Raw genomic sequence first — 24289 nt, forward strand, 5'->3', positions numbered from 1 at the left:
GGAGAATGGATAGAATATGAGAAGCAATAACCAGAAGGAGAATCAGGCGCTGACCCCGATGCAGAAGCAGGCGGTGCTGGTGTGCATCGTGTGCGCACTGGCGGCGCTGCTGACCATCGGCATCACCCTTACCATGCTCAAGCGGGGCAAGAACCCGACGGAGCAGCCGGGGGATTCTTCCATTATTACCCCCGCGCCCGCCCCGGAAGGGGAGGAGGATATCTCCGACCACTACCAGATCAACGAGACCTCCAGCGCACTGCTCACCGGGACCGCCGATGCCGGCAATGCCTATCAGGAGCAGACCCTTTTTATCGGCGATTCCAACACGGTGCGTCTGTATGCCAATGGCCTGATCTCGCTGCAGCAGTTCTGTGCCAAGGAGGGCATTGGCACCGGTGCCGCCCTGAACGAAGGCATCGTCACCTTCAAGCGTGACGATAACCGCTACACCATCGCACAGGCAGTGGCAAAAATGAAGCCCCGCCGGGTGGTCATCATGCTGGGCACCAACGATAACGGCATGAATACCGAGGATTTCATCAGCAACTACACCGCACTGGTGCAGGCCATTCAGGCCAGCTATCCTTATACCGACATCATCGTCAACACGGTGCCGCCGGTCCCGTCCAACCACTCTAATTACCCTAATATGGACCAGACCCGCATTGATGATTTCAATATGGCGCTGCTGACCATGTGCGAGCAGCTGGGCGTCAAGTTCCTCAACTCTGCCGAGGCGCTCAAGGACGCCAACGGCTACGGCAATGTCGATTACTACCAGAGCGGCGATATCCACCTCAAGCCCGCAGGTCTGAAGGTGCTGCTGAAGTATCTGCGCACCCACGCCTATGAGACCGAGGATCGCCGCCCGGATACCAATAACATCCCCACCCGCGCCGAGTATACCGCTAACCCCAGCTCTGCCGTGGAAGCACCCAGCAGCTCGGAGGAAGTCTCTTCCTCGGCCGTTGAGGAGAAAACGGAGTATCAGGCCGGTTACCGTGTAGATAAAACCGGCGGCGGCTCCCTGACCTGCGGCAATGAGAGCGGCAAGTCCCTTACCGTCAAGGTGACCAGCGCCACCCAGAGCGTTACCGTTACCGCTGTGCCGGAGGACGGCTATGTGTTCGTCAAGTGGAGCGATGGTGTGACCAAGCGCACCCGCACTGATACCAATTTTGACCAGAATGTGGATGTGACCGCTGTGTTTGCAGCCGCTTCCATCCAGATCAGCAGCAGCGGCAAGGCTATGCTGGGGGACTCCTACACCTTCAAAGCTGCCCTCAAGGGCAAGTATCTGGATGCTTCCAGCATCCGCTGGTATGTCAACGGCAGCGAGGTGACACAGGCTGCCGGCAAGACTTCCGTAAAGGGTGAGGTGGATCCCTCCATGCTGGGCAGCACCTTCCGGGTGTACGCCACTGCCAGCTATAACGACTGCACAGTGACCAGCAATAAGCTGGAGTTTACGGTCAGCGGTGCACCGTCCAGCTCGTCCACCAGCTCCAGCAGCTCTGATGCTTCCTCTAAGGAGGATAAGCCTGCTTCCTCCAAGGAAGAGACGTCTGCCTCCTCCAAGGAGGAAAAACCGGCTTCTTCTAAAGAAGAAAAACCTGCTTCTTCCTCCTCGAACGGCACCTCTGAAAGCACCGGCAGCTCCTCTAAGGCGGAAAAGCCGGCTTCGTCTCCTGCTTCCTCCAAGGAAGAAAAGCCCGTCTCTTCTTCACAGAGCAGCACCTCCTCCAAGGAAGAAACAACTGCTTCCTCTAAGCAGGAACACACAGCTTCCTCCAAGGAAGAACAACCGGCTTCTTCTAAAGAAGAAAAGCCTGCTTCCTCCAAAACGGAGGCAAGCGCCAGCAAGGAAGCCGCCAACTGAGCGCACACTCCGCTCCCGCGCCGCATAGGCTGGCGTGAGAGGAAGGTGGAGCCCTATGTACTGGCAAGCGATGCGCACGCCCGCCCTGCCCGGGGAAAATGACGTGACCGACGGCAGCGTGGACTACTACGACACCAACTGGGAAAACGTGGATAACAGCGCACTGGAGGAAGAAATGCAGAAATGCGGTCTGACGCCCTGCGAAGGAAAGGCAACGTGCCCGGACAATACCCCGGCACAAACAGACCTGTCTGCGTATGAAATCGTTTCTGAATAACGAGAAGCCAGCTCTGCCGGGGGGTGGGGCTGGCTTCTCCCTGTTGATACACCAAAGTGGGAAATGCTGAAAAGAAAGTGAGATACTATGGCAAAATACTATTGCATCCTGTTCGATGCGGACAATACGCTGCTCAACTTTGACGCAGCCGAAAACAAGGCGCTGGCCGAAACGCTGGTGAACTACGGCATCGAGCCGGACGCCGAGACCGTGCAGACCTACCGCACCATCAACGAGGAACTGTGGCGGCAGCTGGAAAAAGGCCAGATCCGCCGCGAAAAGCTGTTCGGCGAGCGGTTCAGCCGCTTTTTAAAGGCCATCAATGCCGCCGGCGACGGCGTGGAGATGAACCGCTGCTATCTGGAGCAGCTGTCCACCCACCCGGACCTGATGAGCCCGGAGGTGCTGGACGTGCTGCGGGAGCTTTCCGAGGTGGCAACGCTGGCCATCGTCAGCAACGGTGCCCAGAAGGTGCAGACCCGCCGTCTGGCGGAAAGCGGCGTGATGAACTTTATGGAAGATGTGTTCATCTCTGAAAAAATGGGCTGCGAAAAGCCCAATGCCCGCATCTTTGATGCAGCCCTGCGCGCGCTGGGTGTGGAGAACCGGGAGCACGTTCTGATGGTGGGCGACAGCCTGTCCAGCGATATTCAGGGCGGCAGCAACGCCGGGCTGGATACCTGCTGGTACAACCCCAACCACGCCGAGAACCCCGGCAAGGTGATCCCTACCTACGAGATCGCCAGTCTGGAAGAGCTGTATCCGCTGGTGATGGAGCAGGAGGAGCTGGCCAATGTTGGCCTGAAGAACCGCCGCCATCAGTGCTGAAATATGAAAAAGAACGGATAACGGATCAAAACTATGCTGATACATTTGGAAAAACTGGGTAAGACCTTTGGCGAAAAGGTGGTGTTGCACGATGTGACCGCCAGTGTCGAGCGGGAGGATCGCATCGGCATCGTGGGACAAAACGGCGCAGGCAAGACTACTCTGCTCAAGATCCTTACCGGCGAATATCAGGACTACGAGGGTGAGTTCAGCGTGACCCACGGGGTAACGCTGGGCTATCTGGAGCAAAACGCAAAGCTGGACGCCACGCTGGATATCTACGGCGAGATGCGCGCCACCTTTGCCCCGGTGCTGGACGCCATGGCGCAGATGCAGATCTTAGAGCGCCGCATGGCTGCCCAGCCCGATAACGCCGACCTGCTGGCGCAGCACGATGCTTTGCAAAACATCGTAGATGCTGCCGACGGCTACAACATGGATGTGAACATCAAAAAGGTGCTGTCCGGCATGGGCTTTGCGCAGGATACATGGCAAAAGAACATTGCGGTGCTCTCCGGCGGCGAGCTGACGCGGCTGCGTCTGGCGAAGCTGCTGCTGGAAAAGCCGGATGTGCTCATTCTGGACGAGCCCACCAACCACTTGGACTTTGCCACCATGGAATGGCTGGAGAATTACCTCAAGGGCTACTCCGGCGCGGTGCTGGTGGTCAGCCACGACCGCTATTTCCTCGATAATGTCTGTACAAAGATCTGGGAGGTATCCTTCCAGACCATGACCACCTACAAGGGTAACTTCTCGGCCTATCTGCCCCAGAAGGAAGCCGCCGATGCCCTGCGCCAGAAGCAGCACGATGCCGATGTGGCACTGGCTGAAAAACTGCAGGACTATGTGGACCGCAACCTTGTGCGCGCTTCCACCACCAAAATGGCGCAGAGCCGCCGCAAGCAGCTGGAAAAGCTGGAGATCACCGAGGCACCCAAGGACGAGACTAACCAGCTGAAATTCCGCTTTGAATATGACGTAGAGCCGTGGAACGAGCTGGTGCTGCTGAAAAACCTCAGCATCAAGATCGGGGAGCGCACCCTGCTGGAGCCCTTTACCTATACGGTCTGCCGCGGGCAGCGGCTCATCATTGCCGGCCCCAACGGTGCAGGCAAATCCACCCTGATGCAGGTGCTGGACGGCAAGCGCCGCCCCTCCGGCGGCATGGTGCGGCTGGGCACCGGGGCGCGTCCCAGCATTTTTGCCCAGCAGCAGAACCGTCTGGGGCAGGGCAGAGTCATTGATGTCATCTGGAACAAGTACCCCCGCATGACCGAGCTGGAGGTGCGCAGCCACCTTGCAAAGCTGGGGTTCCGGGGAGATACCGTGTTCAAGCCCTGCGAAGCATTGTCCGGCGGCGAGCTGGCGCGTCTGCGCTTTGCGGAGATCGTGCTGGAACGGCCGAACCTGCTGTTTCTGGACGAGCCCACCAACCACTTGGATATCTACACCCGCGAAAACCTGACCGAAGCACTGATGGCGTACACCGGCACGCTGCTGCTGGTCACTCACGACCGTCACCTGATGAACAGTCTGGCCTGTCCCATCCTCTATCTTGAGGACGGCAAGGCGGTGCTTTACCCCAGCTACGATGCCCTGATGGGACGTGCCGCCCCGGTGCAGACTGCGCAGAAGGCTGCCGAGCCCGTCAAGACTGGCTACGGCAAGGAGCAGCGCCGCCGCCGCGCCGAGCTGCGCGCCAAGATCAAGGCCTGCGAGGACGAGATGGAGGCCTGCGGTGCACGCGAGGTGGAGCTGGACAACGAGATCAACTCCCCGGAGGTATATAACGACCCTGACCTGCTGCGCCAGAAAAGCGATGAACTGAGCGACCTGCGCTTCCATCAGGAAGAGCTTTTTGCCGCATGGGAAGCCGCCATGGAAGAGCAGGAAGCCTACGAGCAGACGCAGCAGCCCGAAGAATAAAGGAGCGTATCCTCTATGCCTAAAAATCACCGCAACTATCAAAAAACACGGCACATTGCCCTGTCCGGCCTGCTGTTTGCGCTGGCCATGGCGCTTTCCTTCATCGAGGGCACGCTGGTCATCCCGGGGCTTTTGCCGGGCATGAAGCTGGGTCTTGCCAACATCGTGGTCATGTACGCCCTATTCTTCATGGGCGCTCGGCAGGCACTGGTGCTGGATGTGCTCAAGGCGCTGTTCGTCTTTCTGGTTTCCGGCTTTACGGCGGGCTTCCTCTCGCTGTGCGGCGGGCTTTTGTCCCTTGCGGTGATGTGGGTGCTGTATTATCTTTTGCCGGTGCGGCCTACATGGTTCATCCTGTCGGTCTGCGGCGCTCTGGCGCATAACGTGGGGCAGCTGCTGGGCGCAGGAGTCATCATCTCCTCGTCTTTGTCGCTGTACTACGCGCCGGTCATGCTGGTGCTGGGGCTTGTCATGGGTGCGCTCACCTCGGTCACCCTGCGGGCGCTGCTGCCCGCACTGGGCAAAATGGGCTTCAACACCCAGGAAAACCGCCCCGAATGACCGACCATTCCGGCAAGGCAGTTGCATTTTGGCCGGAAATCTGTATAATAAGGAAACAACTGTATTTTTATCTAGGGTGTATCTGAAAAGTCGAAAATTTAGTCTATTTCTACAAACACAGCTGGATTTTGCGTGAATCAGCCTTGAAATCCACAAAGGATTCCTGCGGCTATTTGCCTTAAATCCCGCTTGTGCTTGCGAAATATTCGTCATTTCCTTTGTTTTCAGATACACCTTAAAAGACCCCAAAGGATAGCGCTGCCGCAGTATAGGGATTCAAGCGGCAGTCGGGAGGTGTTTGTATATGTCTGAAAAAGTTACCATCAAGGTCGAGCGGAAGGAACTCCATCTGCCCACCATCGCACTGCGTGGGCTGGTGGTGTTCCCCAACAACCTTGTTCATTTTGAAGTCGGGCGGGAAAAGAGTATTGCTGCCGTGGAGTGGGCTATGGCCAATAACTCCAACGTATTTCTGGTAGCCCAGAAGGAGATGGAAACCAGCGAGCCCACCCAGCAGGATCTGTACACCTACGGCGTAGTAGCCGAGGTCAAGCAGGTGCTGCGCGTGTCGGACGAGCTGGTCAAGGTGCTGGTAGAGGGCAAGTACCGCGCCAAGCTGACCGAGCTGGATACCACCGGTGATTTTTTGCTGTCTGCCGTGCGCTCCGCTCCGGTGCGTGCCGCAAAACCCGAAGAAGCTGTGGAGACCGAAGCACTGCTCCGCGCCCTCAAGACTGGCTTTGACGAGTATCTGGGCATGAACCCGCGCCTTGCAAAGGACGTGGTGTTCACTATCGTTTCCAGCGATGACCCTATGTTCCTCACCGAGTATATGTCGGCAAATCTCTTGTTCCGCTACGAGGACAAGCAGGCTGTGATGAACGAGAACACCCTCAACGGCCGTTTGCAGCGCCTTGTGGAGATGCTGCGCCGCGAATGTCAGGTGATGAAGATCGAAAAGGAGATCGCGGAAAAGGTCAACGAGTCCATGGACAAGAACCAGCGCGATTATTACCTGCACGAGCAGCTGCACATCATCAACGACGAGCTGGGCGAGGGGGACGATACCCACGCCGAAGCCGATGATTACCGCCGCAAGATCCGGGAGCTGCACCTTGCCGAGGACAGCGAGAAAAAGCTGCTCAAGGAGGTAGACCGCCTTTCCCGGATGCAGAGCAGCAATCAGGAAGCCACGGTCATCCGCACCTATCTGGATACCTGTCTGGACCTGCCGTGGAACACCATGACCGTGGATGATCTGGATATCCACCGCGCCCAGCAGATTTTGGATCGGGACCACTACGGCCTGAAAAAGGTCAAGGACCGCATTCTGGAAACGCTGGCTGTGCGCAAGCTGGCACCGGACGTGAAGGCGCAGATCATCTGTCTGGTTGGCCCTCCGGGTGTCGGCAAGACCAGCATCGCACGCTCCATCGCCGAAAGCCTTGGCCGCAAGTATGTGCGCATCAGTCTTGGCGGCGTGCGGGACGAAGCCGAGATCCGCGGCCACCGCCGCACCTACATCGGTGCCATGCCCGGCAAGATCATCAGCGCCATGATCACCGCCAAGTCCTCCAACCCTTTGATGCTGCTGGACGAGATCGACAAGCTGGCAGGGGACTTCCGGGGCGACCCGGCGGCAGCTCTGCTGGAAGCGCTGGACCCGGAGCAGAACAGCACCTTCAACGATCATTTCATCGATATCCCGTTTGACCTGAGCCATGTGCTCTTTATTACCACCGCTAACGACTTGGGCAGCATCCCCGGCCCGCTGCGCGACCGCATGGATGTCATCGAGCTGCCCAGCTATACCCGCGTGGAAAAATACAATATTGCCCGCAAGCATCTGCTGCCCAAGCAGCTCAAGGCCTGCGGTCTGACCGGCAAGGTCACCATGAACCAGAGCGCGCTCTACGGCATCATCGACGGCTACACCCGCGAGGCCGGTGTGCGTAATCTGGAGCGCACCATCACCAGTGTGCTGCGCAAGTGTGCCCGCAAGATCGCTTCCGGCGAGGTAGAAAGCGTAGCCGTTACCGCTGCCATGCTGGAGGAACTGCTGGGTCCCCGCATCGTCAAGCCGGACTTCCTCAACCGTACCAACGCTGTGGGCATCGCCAACGGTCTGGCATGGACGAGTGTAGGCGGCGAGACCCTGCCCATCGAGGTGCAGGTCATAGACAACGGCACCGGCAAGATCACCGTTACCGGCTCTCTGGGCGATGTGATGAAGGAGAGCGCACAGCTGGCAGTCACTTGGGTGCGCGTCCATGCCGAGGAATACGGCATCGACCCCGAGCGGCTGAAAAAGTGCGACCTGCACATCCACGCCCCGGAGGGTGCTGTGCCCAAGGACGGCCCCAGTGCAGGCGTCACCCTGACCACGGCACTGGTATCTTGCCTGTCCGGCGTGCCGGTGCGCGGCGATGTGGCCATGACCGGCGAGATCACCCTGCACGGCAACGTGCTGCCCATCGGCGGCCTGCGGGAGAAGAGCATGGCTGCTTACCGCGAGGGCATGAAGACCGTGCTCATCCCCAAGGACAACGAGCCTGATCTGTATGACGTGGACGAGGAGGTCAAGAAGAATCTGACCTTCCTGCCTATGCAGAATCTCTCGCAGGTGCTGGCTGCTGCTCTGCTCAAGCCGAAAGCTGCCAAGAGCACCGCAGGCCGTCCCCGCACCAAAAAGTCCAAGGCAGGGGAGAGCCGCATCCCCGCCGCGCCTGAGAAAAACCAGCCGGGCGCTGTCTGCTGAAATAATAGAAAGGAACACGCAATGATCTTCAATAAAGCTGATTTTATTGCCAGCTATGGCATTTCCAGCCAGCTGCCCGAAAGCGACCGCCCGGAGCTGAGCTTTTCGGGGCGCTCCAACGTGGGCAAATCCAGCCTGATCAACAAGCTGTGCAGCCGCAAAAATCTGGCGCGCGTGTCCAGTACGCCGGGCAAAACGGCTACCATCAACTTCTATTCCGTGGACGACTGCTACTTTGTGGACCTGCCGGGTTACGGCTATGCCAAGGTGAGCAACGCCGACCGCGAGCGCTGGGACGACCTCATCAACAGCTACTTCGAGGCGCCCCGCCACCACACCCTGCTGGTACAGCTGCTGGACTGCCGCCACGCCCCCAGCGCAGACGATCTGCAGATGCTGCGCTATCTGCACTACCACCGCATTCCCTATGTGGTGGCACTGACCAAGGCGGATAAGCTGAAAAAGAGCCAGCTTGCCAAAACGCAGGAGGACTTTGAAAACATCTGCCGCCCCTATGGCTGTCAGAAGGTGGTGCTGACCAGCGGCGAAAACGGTTACGGCATCCCGGAACTGCAGGCAGTGCTCAACGCCGCAGTGGCTGCGGAAAACGAGGAAGCGGAGTAACGCCATGGCTTACAACGAATTTGCCTATTTCTACGATGAATTCAACGGCGAAGCGGACTACGACGCCCTGTACAGCCAGATCCATGCAAAGCTGGAAGCCCACGGCATCCATGACGGCATTGTAGCCGACCTTGGCTGCGGCACCGGGGAACTGACCCTGATGCTGACGCAGGCAGGCTACGATATGATCGGCATCGATCAGTCGGAGGAGATGCTCTGCGTGGTGCGGGATAAGGCCGAGCAGTTGGGGCTTTCCGGCCGCCTGCTGCTGCTCCGGCAGGATCTGCTCAAGCTGGATCTCTACGGCACCATCCGGGCGGCGGTATCCACCTTTGATACCTTCAACCACATCCCGGATCTGGATACCGCCATTGCCAACGCAGGCTTTTTTATGGAAAAGGGCGGCGTGTTCCTGTTTGATATGAACACCCCCTATAAGCACCAGAAGGTTCTAGGCGATAACGCGTTCACCTTTGAGGAAGAGGACGCCTCCTGCGTGTGGCGCAACCACTATAACGCCGCCGACCGCAGGGTGGAGATCACAGTGGATATTGATTATCACGAGACCGGCGAGCATTTCCACGAGGAATTCTGCGAGTATACCTACGATCTGGACACCATCCGTGCGGCGCTGGAAAAGCACGGCTTTGCGCTGGAAAGCGTCTGCGACGGCGAAACTTTCGGCCCGCTGACCGAGGAAAGCCAGCGCTACTTCTTCTGCGCAACAAAACAGTATACACAACTGGAGGAATAACCTATGGCAAACCTGATCCGCGGCCTGTCCGAGAACGGCGGTGTCGTGTTCTGCGGTGTGGATTCCACCGATATCGTCCGTAAAGCCGAAAAGCTTCACACCACAAGCGCCACCTGCAGCGCGGCACTGGGCCGTCTGCTCACGGGCGCTACCCTGATGGGCTCCATGCTCAAGGATGACCGCGACCGCATCACCCTGCGTGTGGCGGGCGGCGGCCCTGCGGGCGTGCTTATTGCCTGCACCGACGGCACCGGCAACGTGAAGGGCTGCATTGACAACCCGCTGGTGGAGCTGCCCGCCAAAGCCAACGGCCACCTGGACGTAGGCACTGCTGTGGGCAAGAACGGCGTGCTGACCGTCATCCGCGATAACCGCCTGCAAAAGGAGCCCACAGTCGGGCAGGTGCCGCTGGTATCCGGCGAGATCGCCGAGGATCTGACCAGCTACTATGCCTACAGCGAGCAGGTGCCCACCGTGATGGCGCTGGGCGTTCTGGTGGACAAGGATCTGTCCATCCTCTGCGCCGGCGGCTTTATGGTGCAGCTGCTGCCCGGCGCTACCGATGCCGAGATCGACCAGCTGGAAAAGAACATCAGCGCCATGCCCTCCGTCACCGAGCTGCTCCATGCGGGCAAGACCCCCGAGGACATGATGCAGATGGCACTGGCAGGCTTTGCCCCCAATGTGCTGGACGAGCGTACGGTGCAGTACCAGTGCGATTGCAGCGCCGAGCGTACCAAAGAGATGCTGCTCAGCCTTGGCCGTGCCGAGCTTGCGCGGATGCGGGACGAGGACACCACCTGTGAGGTGGTGTGCCACTTCTGCCACAGTAAGTATCAGTACGACCTCAACACTCTGCTTGCCGAGTATGATGCACAGGCCGCCGAAGCCGCCCAGTCCAAAGAATAACCACACCGAAGAAGCGATGATACGTACCCCCAATGCCGGATATCCGGTACTGGGGGTGTTTTTATGAAAAAATCAGTGTGCCGAACACTGCCAGCAAGAAAAATGCGCAGAAACGCCAGCAGGTGTAAACAAAAAGCGGACTTTTATAGAACGTGCCGGCTGTTTTGCACAAAAGAACTGTCGCTTTTTTAGCAATTCAATGTATTTGCGGGGCAAACGGTAGAACTTTGCGGTGGGATATGCTATACTATACTGTAATTGCTAGCCCCGGGAAAAGGGGCTGCCAAAGGAGAAAGGACTTGTTATGAAGATCATTCTGGTGGGCGGCGGCAAGGTCGGTACGGCTCTGGCACGCCAGCTCAGCGAGGAAGGCCACAACGTGACTGTGGTGGACACCAACAAAGCGCGCGTGGAGCACCTGACTGAAAGCTACGACGTGCTGGGCATCGTGGGCAATGGCTCGTCCATCACCACCCTGTCCGAGGCGGGCATTGAGGATGCGGACGTGTTCATTGCGGTCACCGGCTCGGACGAGCTGAACCTGCTTTGCTGTATGTTTGCCAAAAAGGCGGGTCACTGCCACGGTATTGCCCGTGTGCGCAACCCGTCTTACAGCCACGAGCTGGACTTTATCAAAAAGCAGATCGGCATTTCCGCCATCATCAACCCGGAAATGGCAGCGGCAAAGGAGATCTCTCATCTGCTGCGGTTCCCCGGTGCCAGCAAGATCGATACCTTTGCGGACGGCCGTGTGCGGCTGATCAAGTTTGCGCTGCCCGATGCACTGGACGGCGTAGCCATCCGCGAGATCCCCACCCGGCTCAAGAGCGATATTCTGGTGTGCGCGGTGGAGCGTGACGGCGGGGTCATCATCCCCAACGGCAACTTTGTGCTGCAAAAGGGAGATCAGGTCACTTTCCTTGCCACACAGGAAAAGGCGCACGCCTTTTTCCAGCAGCTGCATCTGCCGGTGCAGCCGGTGCGCAACGCCCTCATCGTGGGCGGCGGTGCCATTGCCTACTATCTCAGTCAGGAACTGCTGGAAAACCATGTGCGGGTGCGCATCGTGGAGCGGGACGCCGCCCGCTGCGTAGAGCTGGCCGAGCAGCTGCCCGGCGCACAGATCCTGAACGAGGACGGCTCCAACCGCGAGTTTTTGCTTTCCGAGGGTCTGGAATCCACCGAGGCTTTTGTGGCGCTGACCAACATCGACGAAGAGAACGTACTGCTGACCCTGTTTGCCAAAAAGCACTCCAACGGCAAACTGGTGACCAAGGTCAACCGCCTAGAATTTGACGATATTCTGGCCGGGCTGGATCTGGGCAGCGTGGTCTACCCCAAGTACATGACCTGCGACTACATCGTGCAGTATGTCCGCGCCCTGCAGAACGAGGCAGGCAGCAACATCAAAACGCTGTACCGCATTCTGGATGACCGCGTGGAGGCACTGGAGTTTACGGTGCACGAGGAAAGCGCCGCCACCGGTGTGCCCCTGAGCCAGCTGCACCTGAAAAAGAACCTGCTGCTGTGCTGCATTACCCGCGGCAGCAAGATCCTGATCCCCCGCGGCGGCGACCAGATCCAGGTGGGCGACAACGTCATCGTGGTCACGCTGGAGCATGGCCTGCACGATCTGCGCGATATCGTGGAGCACTGACGGAGGCAGACTATGAATTATGCGATCGTTTTCCGTCTGCTGGGCTATGTGCTGATGATCGAGGGCGCATTGCTGCTGCTGCCCGCCGCCGCCAGCTTAGTGTATGGCGAGTGGATGGTGCTGGGCGTGTTTCTGCTCACAGCAGCCGTCAGCGCCGGCATCGGCTACGCCCTGCACACCATCAAACCCCGCAGCAAGGTGTTCTATATGCGCGAAGGCTTTGCAGCTACCTCGCTGTGCTGGGTGTTCATCTCGGTGATGGGCGCGGTGCCCTTTGTGCTCACCGGCTGCATCCCGAACCCCGTGGACGCCCTGTTTGAGACGGTCTCCGGCTTTACCACCACCGGTGCCAGCATTCTGCCCGGCGTGGAGGATCTGCCCAAGGGCATTCTGTTCTGGCGCAGTTTCACCCACTGGATCGGCGGCATGGGCGTTCTGGTGTTCCTGCTCTCGCTGCTGCCGCTGACCGGCGGCTCCCACGTCAACCTGATGAAGGCGGAAAGCCCCGGCCCGCAGGTGGATAAGCTGGTGCCCAAGGTGCAGTCTACCGCTAAAATTCTGTACGGCATCTATTTTGCCCTCACCATGCTGGAACTGGTGTTCCTGCTGATTGGCAGAATGCCCCTGTTCGAGGCACTGCTCACCGCCTTTGGTACGGCGGGCACCGGCGGCTTTGGCTTCCGCAACGACAGCTTTGGCAGCTTTTCGCCCTACATCCAGTGGGTCGTGACCATCTTCATGATCCTGTTCGGCGTCAACTTCAACGCCTACTTCCTGCTGCTCATGCGCAAGTTCCGCCGCGCTGCTGCCAGCGAGGAGGTGCGGGGCTACTTTGTGGTCATCGCGGTGGCAGTGGGCATCATCACCGCCAATATTTATAGTATGTACAACAGCTTCGGCGAGGCGCTGCGGCAGGCCGCATTTCAGGTGGGTTCCATCATCACCACCACCGGCTTTTCCAGCTGCGACTTTGACCTGTGGCCGACCCTCTCCAAAGAGATCTTGGTCATGCTCATGTTCATTGGTGCCTGCGCCGGCAGTACCGGCGGCGGCATGAAGGTGAGCCGCCTCCTCATTCTGGCCAAGACCCTGGCCAAGGAGCTTAAGACCGCCCTGCACCCGCAGGTAGTAGCGCCCGCCCGCATGGACGGCAAGCTGCTGAACCACGAGACCATCCGCACCACCAATGTGTTTGTGGCGGCATATATCTTTATTTTTGCGGGCTCCTTCTTCCTCATCAGTCTGAACGGCTTTGATATGGTGACGAACTTTACCGCCGTGGCCGCTACCCTGAACAACATCGGCCCGGGTCTTGTCAAGGTAGGCCCTATGCAGAACTTCGGCTGCTTTGCAGACCCCGCAAAGCTGGTACTGATCTTCGATATGCTGGCCGGCCGTCTGGAGATCTTCCCCATGCTGGTGCTGTTTATGCCGGATACATGGCGGAAGTTCTGAGCCTTTTGCGGCGCGGGACAGGCAAAATATTATTTCGGAACACCGGAGTGTCTATGAACGCACCGGTGTTCTTTTTTGTAAAGAAAGCCGGAATGGCAGGTAGCAACGGTTAGAAATGCCTTGCGTTCAGCGCCGCATTGCAGTATGATTATAATATCAATTATCTGACCCTTACCCCTGAGCAGGCAGAACCTTTTTACAAACGAAATCGTTCTGCATGATAAAAAAGAAGAAAGCAAAACAATAAAACGTACAGGAGGAAATTACTATGGGTTTGATCAAAGCAGGTATGGGCGCATTGGGCGGAACTCTTGCAGACCAGTGGAAGGAATTTTTCTACTGCGATTCTCTGGATAAGGACGTGCTGATGGTCAAGGGCCAAAAGCGCACCTCCCGCCGCAGTTCCAACCACGGCGATGATAACATCATTACCAACGGCAGCGGCATTGCCGTGGCAGACGGTCAGTGTATGCTGATCGTGGAGCAGGGCAAGGTGGTGGAGGTGTGCGCCGAGCCGGGCGAGTTTACCTTTGACGCATCCACCGAGCCCAGCGTGTTCACCGGCAACTTCGGCGACAGTCTGGCAGCTACCTTCCAGACCGTAGCCAAGCGCTTTACCTATGGCGGCGACACCGGCAAGGATCAGCGCGTGTACTACATCAACACCAAGGAGCTGGGCGAGATCCTGTACGGCACCGCGACGCCCATCCCATTCCGGGTGGTGGTCAGCGAGGAGCGGGGCTATAAGCTCTCGGTGAATATCCGCTGTAACGGCAGCTTTACTTACCGCATCTGCGACCCGCTGCTGTTCTACACCAATGTGTGCAGCAATGTCTCCAACCAGTACGATGCCTCGGAGCTGGCTCCCCGCCTGAAGAGCGAACTGATGAACGCTTTGCAGCCGGCGCTGGCCACCCTTTCCGCCAACAAGGTGCAGTATTACGAGATCCCCGCCCACACGCTGGAGATCTCGGACGCCCTCAACGAGCAGCTGTCCAACGTCTGGCGCAAGAAGCGGGGTATTGAGGTGTTCTCCTTCAACATCAACTCTCTGTCCATCCCGGAGGAACAGCAGAAGAAGATCACCGAGTGGGAAGAGAACGCCATGACCACCGACCCCACCACCGCTGCCGCCCGTCTGGTGGGTGGTCAGATCGACGCCATGAAGACCGCCGCCGGAAACACCGCCGGTGCCATGACCGGTTTTATGGGCATGGGCATGGCAGCCGGTGCAAACGGCATGAACGCCCAGAATCTGTTTGCCATGGGTCAGCAGCCCGCAGCGCCCCAGCAGCAGTCTTCTGCCGCTGGCAGCTGGCAGTGCAGCTGCGGCGCTACCGTTACCGGCAAGTTCTGCCCGGAATGCGGCAGCAAAAAGCCGGAGCCGAAGCCCGCTGCCGACAGCTGGACTTGCAGCTGCGGTGCCACCGTCACCGGCAAGTTCTGCCCGGAGTGTGGCAAGCCCCGCCCGGCGGCAGCAGAGGGCTGGACTTGCAGCTGCGGTGCGGTGAACAAGGGCAAGTTCTGCTCCGAGTGCGGCAAACCCCGTCCCGCCGGTATGCCCAAATATAAGTGCGACAAGTGCGGCTGGGAACCGGCTGACCCCGCACACCCGCCCAAGTTCTGCCCGGAGTGCGGCGATCCTTTCGACGAAAACGACCGCAGCTGAATCTGCGTACAATGACCGATCACGCTGCGGGGCAGGGAAGGACTCCTTGCCCCGCAGACTATAGGAGGAAACACTATGGCAGGAATGCTGGAATATAAGTGCCCCTGCTGCGATGGTGCGATCAAATTTGACAGCACCACCCAGAAGCTGAAATGCCCCTACTGCGACACCGAGTTTGAGGTGGACGCACTGAAGGGTTACGATGAGGATCTGAAGGATGCGAAGCCCAGCAGGATGAACTGGACTACCCCCGGCGGCGGCTGGGCAGAGGGCGAGACTGCCGGTCTGCATACTTATGTCTGCAAGAGCTGCGGCGGCGAGATCGTGGGCGATGACACCATGGCCGCTTCGGCCTGCCCCTTCTGCGGCAACCCCATCGTGCTGACCGGACAGTTTGCCGGAGACCTGCGCCCCGACCTCATCATCCCCTTCAAGCTGGACAAAAAGGCAGCTAAGGAAAAGCTGCAGGAGCACCTCAAGGGCAAGACCCTGCTGCCCAAGGTGTTCCGCAGCCAGAACCATATCGACGAGATCAAGGGCGTGTATGTGCCTTTCTGGCTGTACGACAGCGATGCCGATGCCCAGCTGCGCTTTACCGCCACCCGCACCCGCTGCTGGTCGGACGATGACTACGACTATACCGAGACCAGCTACTACTCCGTGCGCCGGGACGGCGTGCTGGGCTTTGACGCAGTACCGGTGGACGGCTCCTCCAAGATGGCAGATGACCTGATGGAATCCATCGAGCCCTTTGCCATGCAGGATGCAGTGGCCTTCAACACTGCGTATCTGGCAGGCTATGTGGCCGATAAGTACGATGTGGACGCCAAAAAGAGCATCGAGCGCGCCAACGAGCGTATCCGCCAGTCCACCGAGGATGCCTTTACCCAGACGGTCACCGGTTACGACTCGGTCAAGGTGGAGAACAGCAGTATCCAGCTCCACGGCGGCAAGGCAAAGTATGCCCTGTTCCCAGTCTGGGTGCTGAGCACCAGCTGGCGCGGCGAGAATTACATCTTTGCCATGAACGGCCAGACCGGTAAGTTTGTAGGCAATTTGCCGGTGGATAAGGCCGCTGCCCGCAAGTGGACGCTGGGGCTTACGGCAGCCGTTGGCGCCGCGTCCTATGCGGTCATGTGGCTGCTGTGGCTGGCAGGGATTCTGTAAAGGAGGGAACGGAAGATGAAAAAGACTGTTACCCCGCTGCGCTCCCTCTGTGCTGCGCTGGCAGCACTGGTGCTCTTGCTGGCGCTGGCCGTACCGGCTTTTGCTGCCGAAAATGGCTTTGCTGACCTATACTACCGCCTGAACGACAGCGCAGAAGTCCTGACCGAGGACGAGGACAGCGAACTGGAAGCTTCACTGGAGGAGCTGAGCGTCCGCCAGAGCTTTGATGTGACCATTGCCACCATCGACTCGCTGGAAAGCGAGGGCTACACCAGCATGGAGGAATATGCCGATGACCTCTATGACTACTGTCAGTTCGGCTACGGTGCAGACCGTGACGGTGTACTGCTGCTGGTAAGCACAGGCGACCGCAAGTGGCACATCTCCACCTGCGGCTACGGCATCACCGCATTTACGGATGCCGGCATCCAGTACCTTGGCGAGCAGATGACCCCCGATATGGCAGACGGCGATTACGCCGCCGCCTTCCGCACCTTTATCCAGTGGACGGATTCGTATGTCACCGCCGCCCGCGAAGGTCAACCCTATGACGTAGACAATATGCCCAAGGAGCCGTTCTCTATCGTGTATCTGGGCGTGGCGCTGGTCATTGGTCTGGTGACGGCGCTGATCGTGACCGGCGTGATGAAGGGCCAGCTCAAGAGCGTGGCACCGCAGCGGGACGCAACCGATTATGTGCGGCAGGGCAGCATGAAGCTGACCAACCAGCGGGATCTGTTCCTGTACCGGGACGTGCACCGCACCGAGCGGCCAAAGGAGACCAGCTCCGGCGATTCCGGCGGCAGTTCCACCCACACCTCCTCCAGCGGCTCGACCCATGGCGGCGGTGGCGGTTCATTCTGAAAAAATATAGAGGGCTGCTGTAAACTGTCCCTCCCATAGCAATGCAACGCCGGAAGGTCTGCGGACTTTCCGGCGTTGTTCTTTTATCGCAATTTTCAATAATAGTGCCTATCAAAACAGCATATTTGCGATATGCTGTTTGCGGATGTTGTTTGGGCATTAAAAACGCAAGCTGCTATAGCCATCACTTTTCTGCCGCCCGACACAAACGACTGATTTTTTCTGCGCCTTTGGGGCTATACTTCCAGTGCAGACGATTTTATATGCAGCAAGGAGCAGACACATGGGCATTTGGAAAAATCTGGGCATGGGCGGCTACCGGGGCTTTTCGCGCCCGGCGGCGCGGCTGTTACAGCAGGCGGTGCAGCTGGCGGGTGATCTGGGCTGTGAACAGGCGGATACCGGCCACCTTTTGCTGGCAATGTTACAGCAGCAGGGCGCTGCGGCGCAGTTCCTCACCCGGAAAAACATCACCGAGCCGGAGGTGCGCCGCCAGCTGGCGCAGCGGCGCAGCGGCCCGGCACAGCGGCTGGACAGGCGGGCTATGGCACCGGATCTGCGCCGCACCATGGACTATGCGCTCATCGGGGCGCAGAACGCCCATGTCAGCCGGGCAGAGCCGGAGCACCTGCTTTGCGCCATGCTGGAAGATGACGGCTGCGCCGCCGGACTGCTGCTGGCGGAGATGGGGCTTCCGCTCACCGAGGCGGTGCGGGAGTGCCGCCAGCTGAGCGGACAGTTCGTGCTGCCCGCCCAGCCACGGGTGTCGGCCAGCATCCCCCGGGGCAGCCGTGCCAGCGATAAATATTGCCGCGACCTGACCCGCCGCGCCGCCGAAGGGGAGCTGGACCCGGTGTTCTGCCGGGAAGCCGAGCTTGACCGCATGGTGGAGATCCTGTGCCGCCGCCAGAAAAACGACCCCTGCCTGATCGGCGAGCCGGGCGTGGGCAAAACGGCGCTGGCCGAGGGTCTGGCGCTGCGCATTGCTGCCGGACAGGTGCCCAGAGCGCTGCAGGGGCGGCGGCTGCTGGCGCTGGATATGGCCAGTCTGGTGGCGGGCACCAAGTACCGGGGCGATTTTGAGGAGCGGCTGAAAAACCTGCTGGAAGAGCTGGTGCGGGATGGCACTGCCATCCTGTTTATCGACGAGTTCCACACCATTGTGGGTGCCGGTGCCGCCGAGGGCGCTATCGACGCCGCCAGCATCCTGAAACCGGTGCTTGCCCGGGGCGAATTGCAACTCATCGGCGCAACTACCAATCAGGAATTCCGCACCCACATCCAGAAGGACGCCGCGCTGGAACGCCGCTTTGGCAGGGTGCAGGTGGAGGAACCTACCCCCGCACAGGCAGTGGAGATCCTCAACGGTCTTGCGCCCCGCTACGAGCGGTACCACAATGTGCGCCTGCCGCCCCAGACCTTGCAGGCGGCGGTGGAGCTTTCGGTGCGGTACCTGCCCGGGCGCTGCCTGCCGGATAAGGCTATCGACCTTGTGGACGAAGCCTGTGCAGCGGCGCGCATCCTTGCCGAAAAGGAGCAGCGCACCCAGCCGGTGCTTACCCCGGAGGATATCGCCCGGGTGGTGGCAGCCGCCAGCGGCGTGCCTGCCCAGCGGGTGGGCGAGCAGGAGCGGGAGCGGCTGGACAAGCTGGAAAGCCGCCTGAACGCGGAGATCGTCGGTCAGCAGCGGGCAGTGGCAGCCGTGGCAGGGGCCATCCGGCGCAGCCGCACCGGTCTGGGCGAGCCGGGGCGTCCCATTGGTGCCATGCTGTTTTTAGGCCCTACCGGCGTGGGAAAGACCGCACTGGCACGGGCGCTGGCAGTCAGCTGGTTCGGCAGCGAGAAAGCGCTGCTCAAATTTGATATGTCGGAGTATCAGGAGCAGCACACCGCTGCCCGGCTGCTGGGCGCGCCGCCGGGCTACCTCGGCCACGATGAGGGCGGGCAGCTGACCGAGGCTGTGCGCCGCCGCCCGTACAGCGTGGTGCTGTTTGATGAGATCGAAAAGGCACACCCGGATATCCAGAATATCCTGTTGCAAATTTTGGAGGACGGTCAGCTGACCGATGCCATGGGGCGCAAGGCGGATTTCCGCAACACCATCGTGCTGCTTACTTCCAACTTGGGCGCACGGTTTCTGGCAGGGCAGAACGCGCCGCTGGGCTTTGCCGCCGGGGCAGAAGCCGTGTTTGAAAAGCAGTCCGCGCAGGCTGTGGAGGAAGCAAAAAAGTGGTTCCGCCCAGAGCTGCTCGGGCGGCTGGATGAAGTGATCGTGTTCCGTCCGCTGGGGGAGGAAAACCTCTGCGCCATTGCAGAAAAAATGCTCTGCCAGCTGGAGCAGCGCGCCGCCCGCAGCGGCTACCGGCTGCGCCACACCCCGCAGGTAGGAGCGGCACTGGCTGCCCGGGCTCGATCGGCCTACGGCGCGCGGGAGCTGCGCCGTCAGGTGGACAGGGCAGTGGAGCAGGCACTGGCAAACCGCATTGCTGCTGGGACTGCCTGTGTGGGACAGCACTGGACGGCAGACTGTGCCGCCGATGGCAGTATCGTTTTGCGGGAGGATGAGATCGTAACCCTATAAGAAAATAGCAAAATAGCATTTTTGCTTGCAACCGGCGCGGTTTTCGACTATTATAGAGGAAATAGAGTTACAACAGGGAGGATCCCCGATGCACACGCTGTTTCTTCTGAACCCCACAGCCGGAAAGGCCGACTGTACCCGCACCCTGCCGCAGCAGATCGCGGCGGCTGCTGCCGGTGCCGGGCTTGCCCCGGAGGACTACACCATTCGTGTTACCACCCACGCAGGCCACGCCCGGGAGCTGTCCCGCGCTGCCGCCGCTGCCGCCCAGAAGGCCGGGGTGGAGCTGCGCATTTTTACCGCCGGCGGTGACGGCACCTTCAACGAGGCGCTCACCGGTGCCCACGGCTTTGATAAGACCGCCGTGGGCTGCCTGCCCTATGGCAGCGGCAACGACTTTCTGCGCACCTACGGTACAAAGGAGGAGTTTCTGGATCTGGACGCCCAGCTGGCAGGCGGGGCAGTGCCCATCGACCTGATGCGCACCAGTCTGGGGCTTTCTGCCACCATCTGCGCCGCCGGTCTGGACGCACAGGTGGCCTATGGCATCCCCAAGTTCCGGCGCATCCCGCTGTGCGGCGGCGAAGCAGCTTATGCACTGTCCATCGTACAACAGTTGTGCGGGCATATCGGCCGCAGGGTGGAGTACGTCATTGACGGCGAGGTGCTGACCGTGGACTGCCTGATGTGCGCGGTGTGCAATGGCCGCGCCTACGGCGGCGGCTTTATGGCAGGGCCGGAGGCACAGCCGGATGACGGCTGGCTTGATGTGTTCATCGTGCGCAAGGTCAGCCGCCGGGTCATTGCAAAGCTGCTGATGCTGTACAAAAACGGTCAGCACTTTCAAAACGGCCAGCTCACCGAGGCCGCAAAGCCTTACTTTATCTATCGCCGCGCAAAATCGGTCAGCCTGCGGGCAGCAGATGGCCGCGGGCCGATCATTGCCACCGTGGACGGCGAGTGCGCTCCCTGCAAGCAGGTGTCGGTACAGGTGCAGCCGCTGGCAGGCCATGTGCTGCTGCCGCTGCCTGCATATCAGCGTTTTACCGCGAAAAAGGCAGGCGTGAAGTGACTGGAACCGAAGTGATAGCAGAATGATCGTTATCGCAAGTCAAGAAATTAGTGCAACATTCAAACAGCATATCTGCGATATGCAATGCAACGCTGTTGCTGTTGCGTTAAAAAGTTGAATTGCTATAAAATAAGAAGCCGCCAGAGTACCGTGTGATAGATATCACATGATACTCTGACGGCTTCATTTTTTCATTTTACTGGGTCAGAAAGCTCTTCACGGTCAGCGCCAGACGGTAGAAACCGTACCCATAGGCCAGCTGTGCCGGCCAAGCCCAACTAGCAATCTTTTTGCCGGTGTCCACCACAGGCTGTACATTCAGTTGCTGCATACTGCCCCACGTTGCATTGCGGATATCGGAAAGCAGCATATCGCGGAACCAGTCACCAAACAGGTAGTTGAATGCATCCAGCGCTGAACCACCAGCGATATAGACCATTTCTTCTTCGCGGAGAAGATCGTAATTGCAGGGGTATTTCATAATTCCACCTCGTGATCGTTGTTTGTTATCGCGATTTTCAAAAAAGTGCCTATAAAACATCATGCTTGCGATATGCAGTTTGCGGGTGCTGCTTAGGCACTAAAAAAGCAAACTGCTGTAGATACAAATTATCATTCCAGCCGATCATACAGCCAATGCCCGGCCGAACCGCTGCCATCGCCGCCGCTGTAAGTCTGACGGATAAGTTCCTGCTTGAGTTCTGCTTTTTTATCGGTGTATGTCTTTTTTACTTCCCGCACGATGGCAGTATCCCGACCATTTGCCTTGAGAATAGCCGTCATCTGGCTGCATATATTATTCACTTCGGCATCGCAGTCCTTTTCCATCGCCGTCAGAACATTTGTTTTTCCAAGAACGACCTGTACTTTCAAAATCAGGCTGCGCTGATCTTCTGGGTAAGCAACATACTCCTGATGTGCCTGCCGGATGATCTCCAGCAGTTCCCGTTCATAGCGCTCCTGCTGCTGGTACAGCTGCGCTACCAACGCTTCGATCTGCGCGTCGCATTTGTCCTGCTGTGGCTGAGAAGCAGCAGCGGATGTGCTCTGGCTTTGCGATACAACAGAACTGGAGACCGCAGCCGTGCTGGTATCTGCACTGGAAGCCCCCTCTGGACGGGATGAACTGGCTGCAGCAGATGCTTCGCTTCCGGCAGCGTTTTCTTCCTGTGCGGCGATCTTTTCAAGCAGTTCTTCCACTTCCGAGCTGCTCATGTTCTCGCCGTCTTGGATCAGGGTCTCCACGTCTTCTTTTGCTGTATCTGTCAACGAATTGCTTTCCGGCTCAGAGACCGCACTCTGTGCAGCCGGAGGTTCACTGACGGGCAAAGGCGATGGCTCTGTATGAGCTCTAAAATACAGCAGACCACCTGCCACTACCGCACACGATCCGATCCCACACAACGTTTTTTTCAGTGCATTCTTCATAAACGCTGCTTCCTTTTTACAAGTTGCCTTACTGCCTTACTTTACACCGGACTTCCGCAGCACTGCGCCTACGGTTTTGAACAGGATACGGATATCCAGCCAGGGGGAGACATTCTTTACGTAGTACATCTCCATGGCCTGACGTTCCCCGCTCTGATAGGTTGCATCGTTGCGGGCATACGCCTGCCAGTACCCGGTCAGACCGGGCTTGACGCTCTGAAATGCTGCGGTTTCCGCCGGAGTATAAAATTCAAATTCCCGCTCCATAATGGGCCGCGGCCCCACAAAGCTCATATCGCCTTTCAGGATGTTCAGCAGCTGCGGCAGCTCATCCAGACTGGACATCCGCAGCTTGCTGCCGATCCGGGTCACACGGGGATCGTTTTCCAGTTTGAACTCCTGCTGCAGCTCCACCTGCTGCTCCGGGGTCAGAACGATCCTCCGGTCCTGATACATTGTGCGGAATTTGTACATCTGAAATGTTTTTCCACCCTTGCCCACCCGGGTGTGTTTGTAAAAAACCGGTCTGCCGTCTTCTGATAAAATCAAAATGGCGATCACCAGAAAGAGCGGGGACAACACCGCCAGAGCCGCAAGACTTGCCAGAATATCAAAAAGGCGTTTGACTGCCTGATAGACACCTGACCTCTCCGTGCATTTGATCACGACTTTCTCTCCTTTATGCAGTGATCACCACAGTCGATATGGCAACACTTCGTTTTTGTTCAGCAGCACTACAGCTACCAGAGTTTCTGCCGCAAAGGCAACTGCCACCAACCCGGTCAGGATGCGGCGGCGGTGCGGGTCTGTTTCTGTCTGCAGCGCTTCCGGAAGCAGCAGGAACTGCGGGGCTGCATAGTAGTAATTCAACCGTTTCATCAACGGCAGCACCCCGGACAGTGCCAGTGCAAAAGTCCCTAACAAGGTCATGTTGTACCAAATAACGTAATAGGGACAGCGCTGCTTTGCTGCATTCCAGTAATGCCCGCAGAACAGCAGAACGCACAGGTTTATGACAAAGAACATCGTCTCAAAGCCGTCTTCACTCCATGCAGAACCCAGATAACGGGCATAATATCCCAGCCCGATCCGCGGCATCAGCCAGGCAGCAGCCGTACCCAAAACACCAGAACAGACCAGCACGCCTGCTGTCAGCAACAGGGCATAGCGGGGGTTCAGCTCGACCCGGCACAAAAAATAACACGGCAGCAGTACCACCGCTGTAGTGTGGAACAGCATTGCCACCGCCACGCAGGCCAGAAAAGGGAAGAGCCGCTTCTCCCGGATGAACTGTACGGCCACCAGCCCGATGCCAATGGCAATGTACTGCCGGATGATGTTCATGCTGAGGAAATAATTGCTGCTGGCTACATAGAGGTAGATAGCCAGAACCGGAGCAGAACACTGGGTGAATATGGCATAATAAACACACAAACCTATTATAACAGATGTTGCCGCGATTACAAGACGAAAGTTTCCACCCAATGCCACAGCAGCTTCCATCAAGACCCGATACCCTGGCTCGCAATTGTCCAGCACACCCAAAAAGAACTGCAAAGCAGACTCTGGACTCTCATACAGCCCCCACCGGGTAAGATCTTCGCGCATCGGCGCAAACAGCTCCTGACACAGCGCATCGCCACCGCCTGCCCGCAGCCACTGCAGAGCCCGGAATTCCGGCAGATAGGTATAAAGGAAATCTGTGCCCACGCCCCACCGCGCCGCACTTACTAATATAAGCGGCAGGGAACAGAGCACAAGTGCTCCCCAGCGCTGTTTGCTGTCAATAGCGTTCAGAGCATCGGTGTTCCGTTTTTCGCACCAGACTGCCAACAGGCAGGAGATCAGCGTGGCCGCAATATAAACCAGCATTC

General features: G+C 58.6%; 20 protein-coding genes. 16 read left to right on the forward strand and 4 right to left on the reverse strand.

What is annotated here, in order from left to right; translation table 11 throughout:
* The first annotated feature begins 16 nt into the window (after positions 1-16).
* The 16 genes from WMO20_RS00060 (at position 17) to WMO20_RS00135 (ending at position 20987) form a co-directional block, all read left to right on the forward strand.
* Complete coding sequence (locus WMO20_RS00060) at positions 17-1882, forward strand: GDSL-type esterase/lipase family protein (RefSeq protein ID WP_316544282.1); 1866 nt, start codon at positions 17-19, stop codon at positions 1880-1882.
* A 55-nt stretch (positions 1883-1937) separates the two neighbouring features.
* A complete protein-coding gene (locus tag WMO20_RS00065; protein ID WP_349185455.1) occupies positions 1938-2159 on the forward strand; it encodes a hypothetical protein in 222 nt (73 codons plus the stop codon).
* An 87-nt stretch (positions 2160-2246) separates the two neighbouring features.
* Complete coding sequence (locus WMO20_RS00070) at positions 2247-2987, forward strand: YjjG family noncanonical pyrimidine nucleotidase (protein WP_112091787.1); 741 nt, start codon at positions 2247-2249, stop codon at positions 2985-2987.
* Between the two features lie 33 nt (positions 2988-3020).
* Positions 3021-4916, forward strand: coding sequence for an ABC-F family ATP-binding cassette domain-containing protein (locus tag WMO20_RS00075; protein WP_349185456.1), 1896 nt, complete (start codon positions 3021-3023; stop codon positions 4914-4916).
* A 15-nt stretch (positions 4917-4931) separates the two neighbouring features.
* A complete protein-coding gene (locus WMO20_RS00080; RefSeq protein WP_349185457.1) occupies positions 4932-5477 on the forward strand; it encodes a Gx transporter family protein in 546 nt (181 codons plus the stop codon).
* Positions 5478-5781: 304 nt separating this feature from the next.
* Positions 5782-8235 (forward strand): endopeptidase La, encoded by a 2454-nt coding sequence (lon, locus tag WMO20_RS00085; RefSeq protein WP_349185458.1) that lies wholly within the window; start codon positions 5782-5784, stop codon positions 8233-8235.
* Positions 8236-8256: 21 nt separating this feature from the next.
* Positions 8257-8859, forward strand: coding sequence for a ribosome biogenesis GTP-binding protein YihA/YsxC (yihA, locus tag WMO20_RS00090; protein WP_005924021.1), 603 nt, complete (start codon positions 8257-8259; stop codon positions 8857-8859).
* Positions 8860-8863: 4 nt separating this feature from the next.
* Complete coding sequence (locus WMO20_RS00095; RefSeq protein WP_112091783.1) at positions 8864-9613, forward strand: class I SAM-dependent DNA methyltransferase; 750 nt, start codon at positions 8864-8866, stop codon at positions 9611-9613.
* Between the two features lie 3 nt (positions 9614-9616).
* Positions 9617-10522, forward strand: a complete 906-nt coding sequence (gene hslO, locus WMO20_RS00100; protein WP_349185459.1) for an Hsp33 family molecular chaperone HslO — start codon at positions 9617-9619, stop codon at positions 10520-10522.
* A 304-nt stretch (positions 10523-10826) separates the two neighbouring features.
* Positions 10827-12179 (forward strand): Trk system potassium transporter TrkA, encoded by a 1353-nt coding sequence (gene trkA, locus WMO20_RS00105; RefSeq protein WP_097783619.1) that lies wholly within the window; start codon positions 10827-10829, stop codon positions 12177-12179.
* Positions 12180-12191: 12 nt separating this feature from the next.
* Positions 12192-13634, forward strand: a complete 1443-nt coding sequence (locus WMO20_RS00110) for a TrkH family potassium uptake protein (protein ID WP_097783620.1) — start codon at positions 12192-12194, stop codon at positions 13632-13634.
* Positions 13635-13902: 268 nt separating this feature from the next.
* A complete protein-coding gene (locus tag WMO20_RS00115) occupies positions 13903-15303 on the forward strand; it encodes an SPFH domain-containing protein (RefSeq protein ID WP_349185460.1) in 1401 nt (466 codons plus the stop codon).
* A gap of 75 nt (positions 15304-15378) precedes the next feature.
* Positions 15379-16470 carry a TFIIB-type zinc ribbon-containing protein gene (locus WMO20_RS00120; RefSeq protein ID WP_349185461.1) on the forward strand — a complete coding sequence of 364 codons (1092 nt, stop codon included), beginning with the start codon at positions 15379-15381 and terminating at the stop codon, positions 16468-16470.
* Between the two features lie 15 nt (positions 16471-16485).
* A complete protein-coding gene (locus WMO20_RS00125) occupies positions 16486-17334 on the forward strand; it encodes a TPM domain-containing protein (protein ID WP_308562792.1) in 849 nt (282 codons plus the stop codon).
* A gap of 283 nt (positions 17335-17617) precedes the next feature.
* Entirely contained in the window at positions 17618-19915 is a 2298-nt protein-coding gene (locus tag WMO20_RS00130) for an ATP-dependent Clp protease ATP-binding subunit (protein WP_349185462.1), read from the forward strand.
* 88 nt (positions 19916-20003) lie between these two features.
* Positions 20004-20987 carry a diacylglycerol/lipid kinase family protein gene (locus WMO20_RS00135; RefSeq protein ID WP_112091775.1) on the forward strand — a complete coding sequence of 328 codons (984 nt, stop codon included), beginning with the start codon at positions 20004-20006 and terminating at the stop codon, positions 20985-20987.
* A gap of 196 nt (positions 20988-21183) precedes the next feature.
* Here the strand turns inward: WMO20_RS00135 and WMO20_RS00140 are convergent, their stop codons facing one another.
* The 4 genes from WMO20_RS00140 to WMO20_RS00155 form a co-directional block, all read right to left on the reverse strand.
* A complete protein-coding gene (locus WMO20_RS00140; protein ID WP_112091774.1) occupies positions 21184-21468 on the reverse strand; it encodes a hypothetical protein in 285 nt (94 codons plus the stop codon).
* 131 nt (positions 21469-21599) lie between these two features.
* Entirely contained in the window at positions 21600-22415 is an 816-nt protein-coding gene (locus WMO20_RS00145) for a hypothetical protein (protein ID WP_349185463.1), read from the reverse strand.
* 36 nt (positions 22416-22451) lie between these two features.
* A complete protein-coding gene (locus WMO20_RS00150; protein ID WP_242983276.1) occupies positions 22452-23081 on the reverse strand; it encodes a sugar transferase in 630 nt (209 codons plus the stop codon).
* A gap of 24 nt (positions 23082-23105) precedes the next feature.
* On the reverse strand, positions 23106-24287 hold the full coding sequence (locus tag WMO20_RS00155; protein WP_349185464.1) for an EpsG family protein: 1182 nt from the start codon (positions 24285-24287) through the stop codon (positions 23106-23108).
* Positions 24288-24289 lie beyond the last annotated feature (2 nt).

Origin of the sequence: Faecalibacterium intestinale (assembly GCF_040096575.1) — a bacterium.
GTDB lineage: Bacteria > Bacillota > Clostridia > Oscillospirales > Ruminococcaceae > Faecalibacterium > Faecalibacterium intestinale.

Bases quoted from the DNA above. Each gene is read 5' to 3' on its own strand.
- WMO20_RS00060 (WP_316544282.1), top strand. From the start codon at position 17: ATGAGAAGCAATAACCAGAAGGAGAATCAGGCGCTGACCCCGATGCAG.
- WMO20_RS00065 (WP_349185455.1), top strand. From the start codon at position 1,938: ATGTACTGGCAAGCGATGCGCACGCCCGCCCTGCCCGGGGAAAATGAC.
- WMO20_RS00070 (WP_112091787.1), top strand. From the start codon at position 2,247: ATGGCAAAATACTATTGCATCCTGTTCGATGCGGACAATACGCTGCTC.
- WMO20_RS00075 (WP_349185456.1), top strand. From the start codon at position 3,021: ATGCTGATACATTTGGAAAAACTGGGTAAGACCTTTGGCGAAAAGGTG.
- WMO20_RS00080 (WP_349185457.1), top strand. From the start codon at position 4,932: ATGCCTAAAAATCACCGCAACTATCAAAAAACACGGCACATTGCCCTG.
- lon (WP_349185458.1), top strand. From the start codon at position 5,782: ATGTCTGAAAAAGTTACCATCAAGGTCGAGCGGAAGGAACTCCATCTG.
- yihA (WP_005924021.1), top strand. From the start codon at position 8,257: ATGATCTTCAATAAAGCTGATTTTATTGCCAGCTATGGCATTTCCAGC.
- WMO20_RS00095 (WP_112091783.1), top strand. From the start codon at position 8,864: ATGGCTTACAACGAATTTGCCTATTTCTACGATGAATTCAACGGCGAA.
- hslO (WP_349185459.1), top strand. From the start codon at position 9,617: ATGGCAAACCTGATCCGCGGCCTGTCCGAGAACGGCGGTGTCGTGTTC.
- trkA (WP_097783619.1), top strand. From the start codon at position 10,827: ATGAAGATCATTCTGGTGGGCGGCGGCAAGGTCGGTACGGCTCTGGCA.
- WMO20_RS00110 (WP_097783620.1), top strand. From the start codon at position 12,192: ATGAATTATGCGATCGTTTTCCGTCTGCTGGGCTATGTGCTGATGATC.
- WMO20_RS00115 (WP_349185460.1), top strand. From the start codon at position 13,903: ATGGGTTTGATCAAAGCAGGTATGGGCGCATTGGGCGGAACTCTTGCA.
- WMO20_RS00120 (WP_349185461.1), top strand. From the start codon at position 15,379: ATGGCAGGAATGCTGGAATATAAGTGCCCCTGCTGCGATGGTGCGATC.
- WMO20_RS00125 (WP_308562792.1), top strand. From the start codon at position 16,486: ATGAAAAAGACTGTTACCCCGCTGCGCTCCCTCTGTGCTGCGCTGGCA.
- WMO20_RS00130 (WP_349185462.1), top strand. From the start codon at position 17,618: ATGGGCATTTGGAAAAATCTGGGCATGGGCGGCTACCGGGGCTTTTCG.
- WMO20_RS00135 (WP_112091775.1), top strand. From the start codon at position 20,004: ATGCACACGCTGTTTCTTCTGAACCCCACAGCCGGAAAGGCCGACTGT.
- WMO20_RS00140 (WP_112091774.1), bottom strand. From the start codon at position 21,468: ATGAAATACCCCTGCAATTACGATCTTCTCCGCGAAGAAGAAATGGTC.
- WMO20_RS00145 (WP_349185463.1), bottom strand. From the start codon at position 22,415: ATGAAGAATGCACTGAAAAAAACGTTGTGTGGGATCGGATCGTGTGCG.
- WMO20_RS00155 (WP_349185464.1), bottom strand. From the start codon at position 24,287: ATGCTGGTTTATATTGCGGCCACGCTGATCTCCTGCCTGTTGGCAGTC.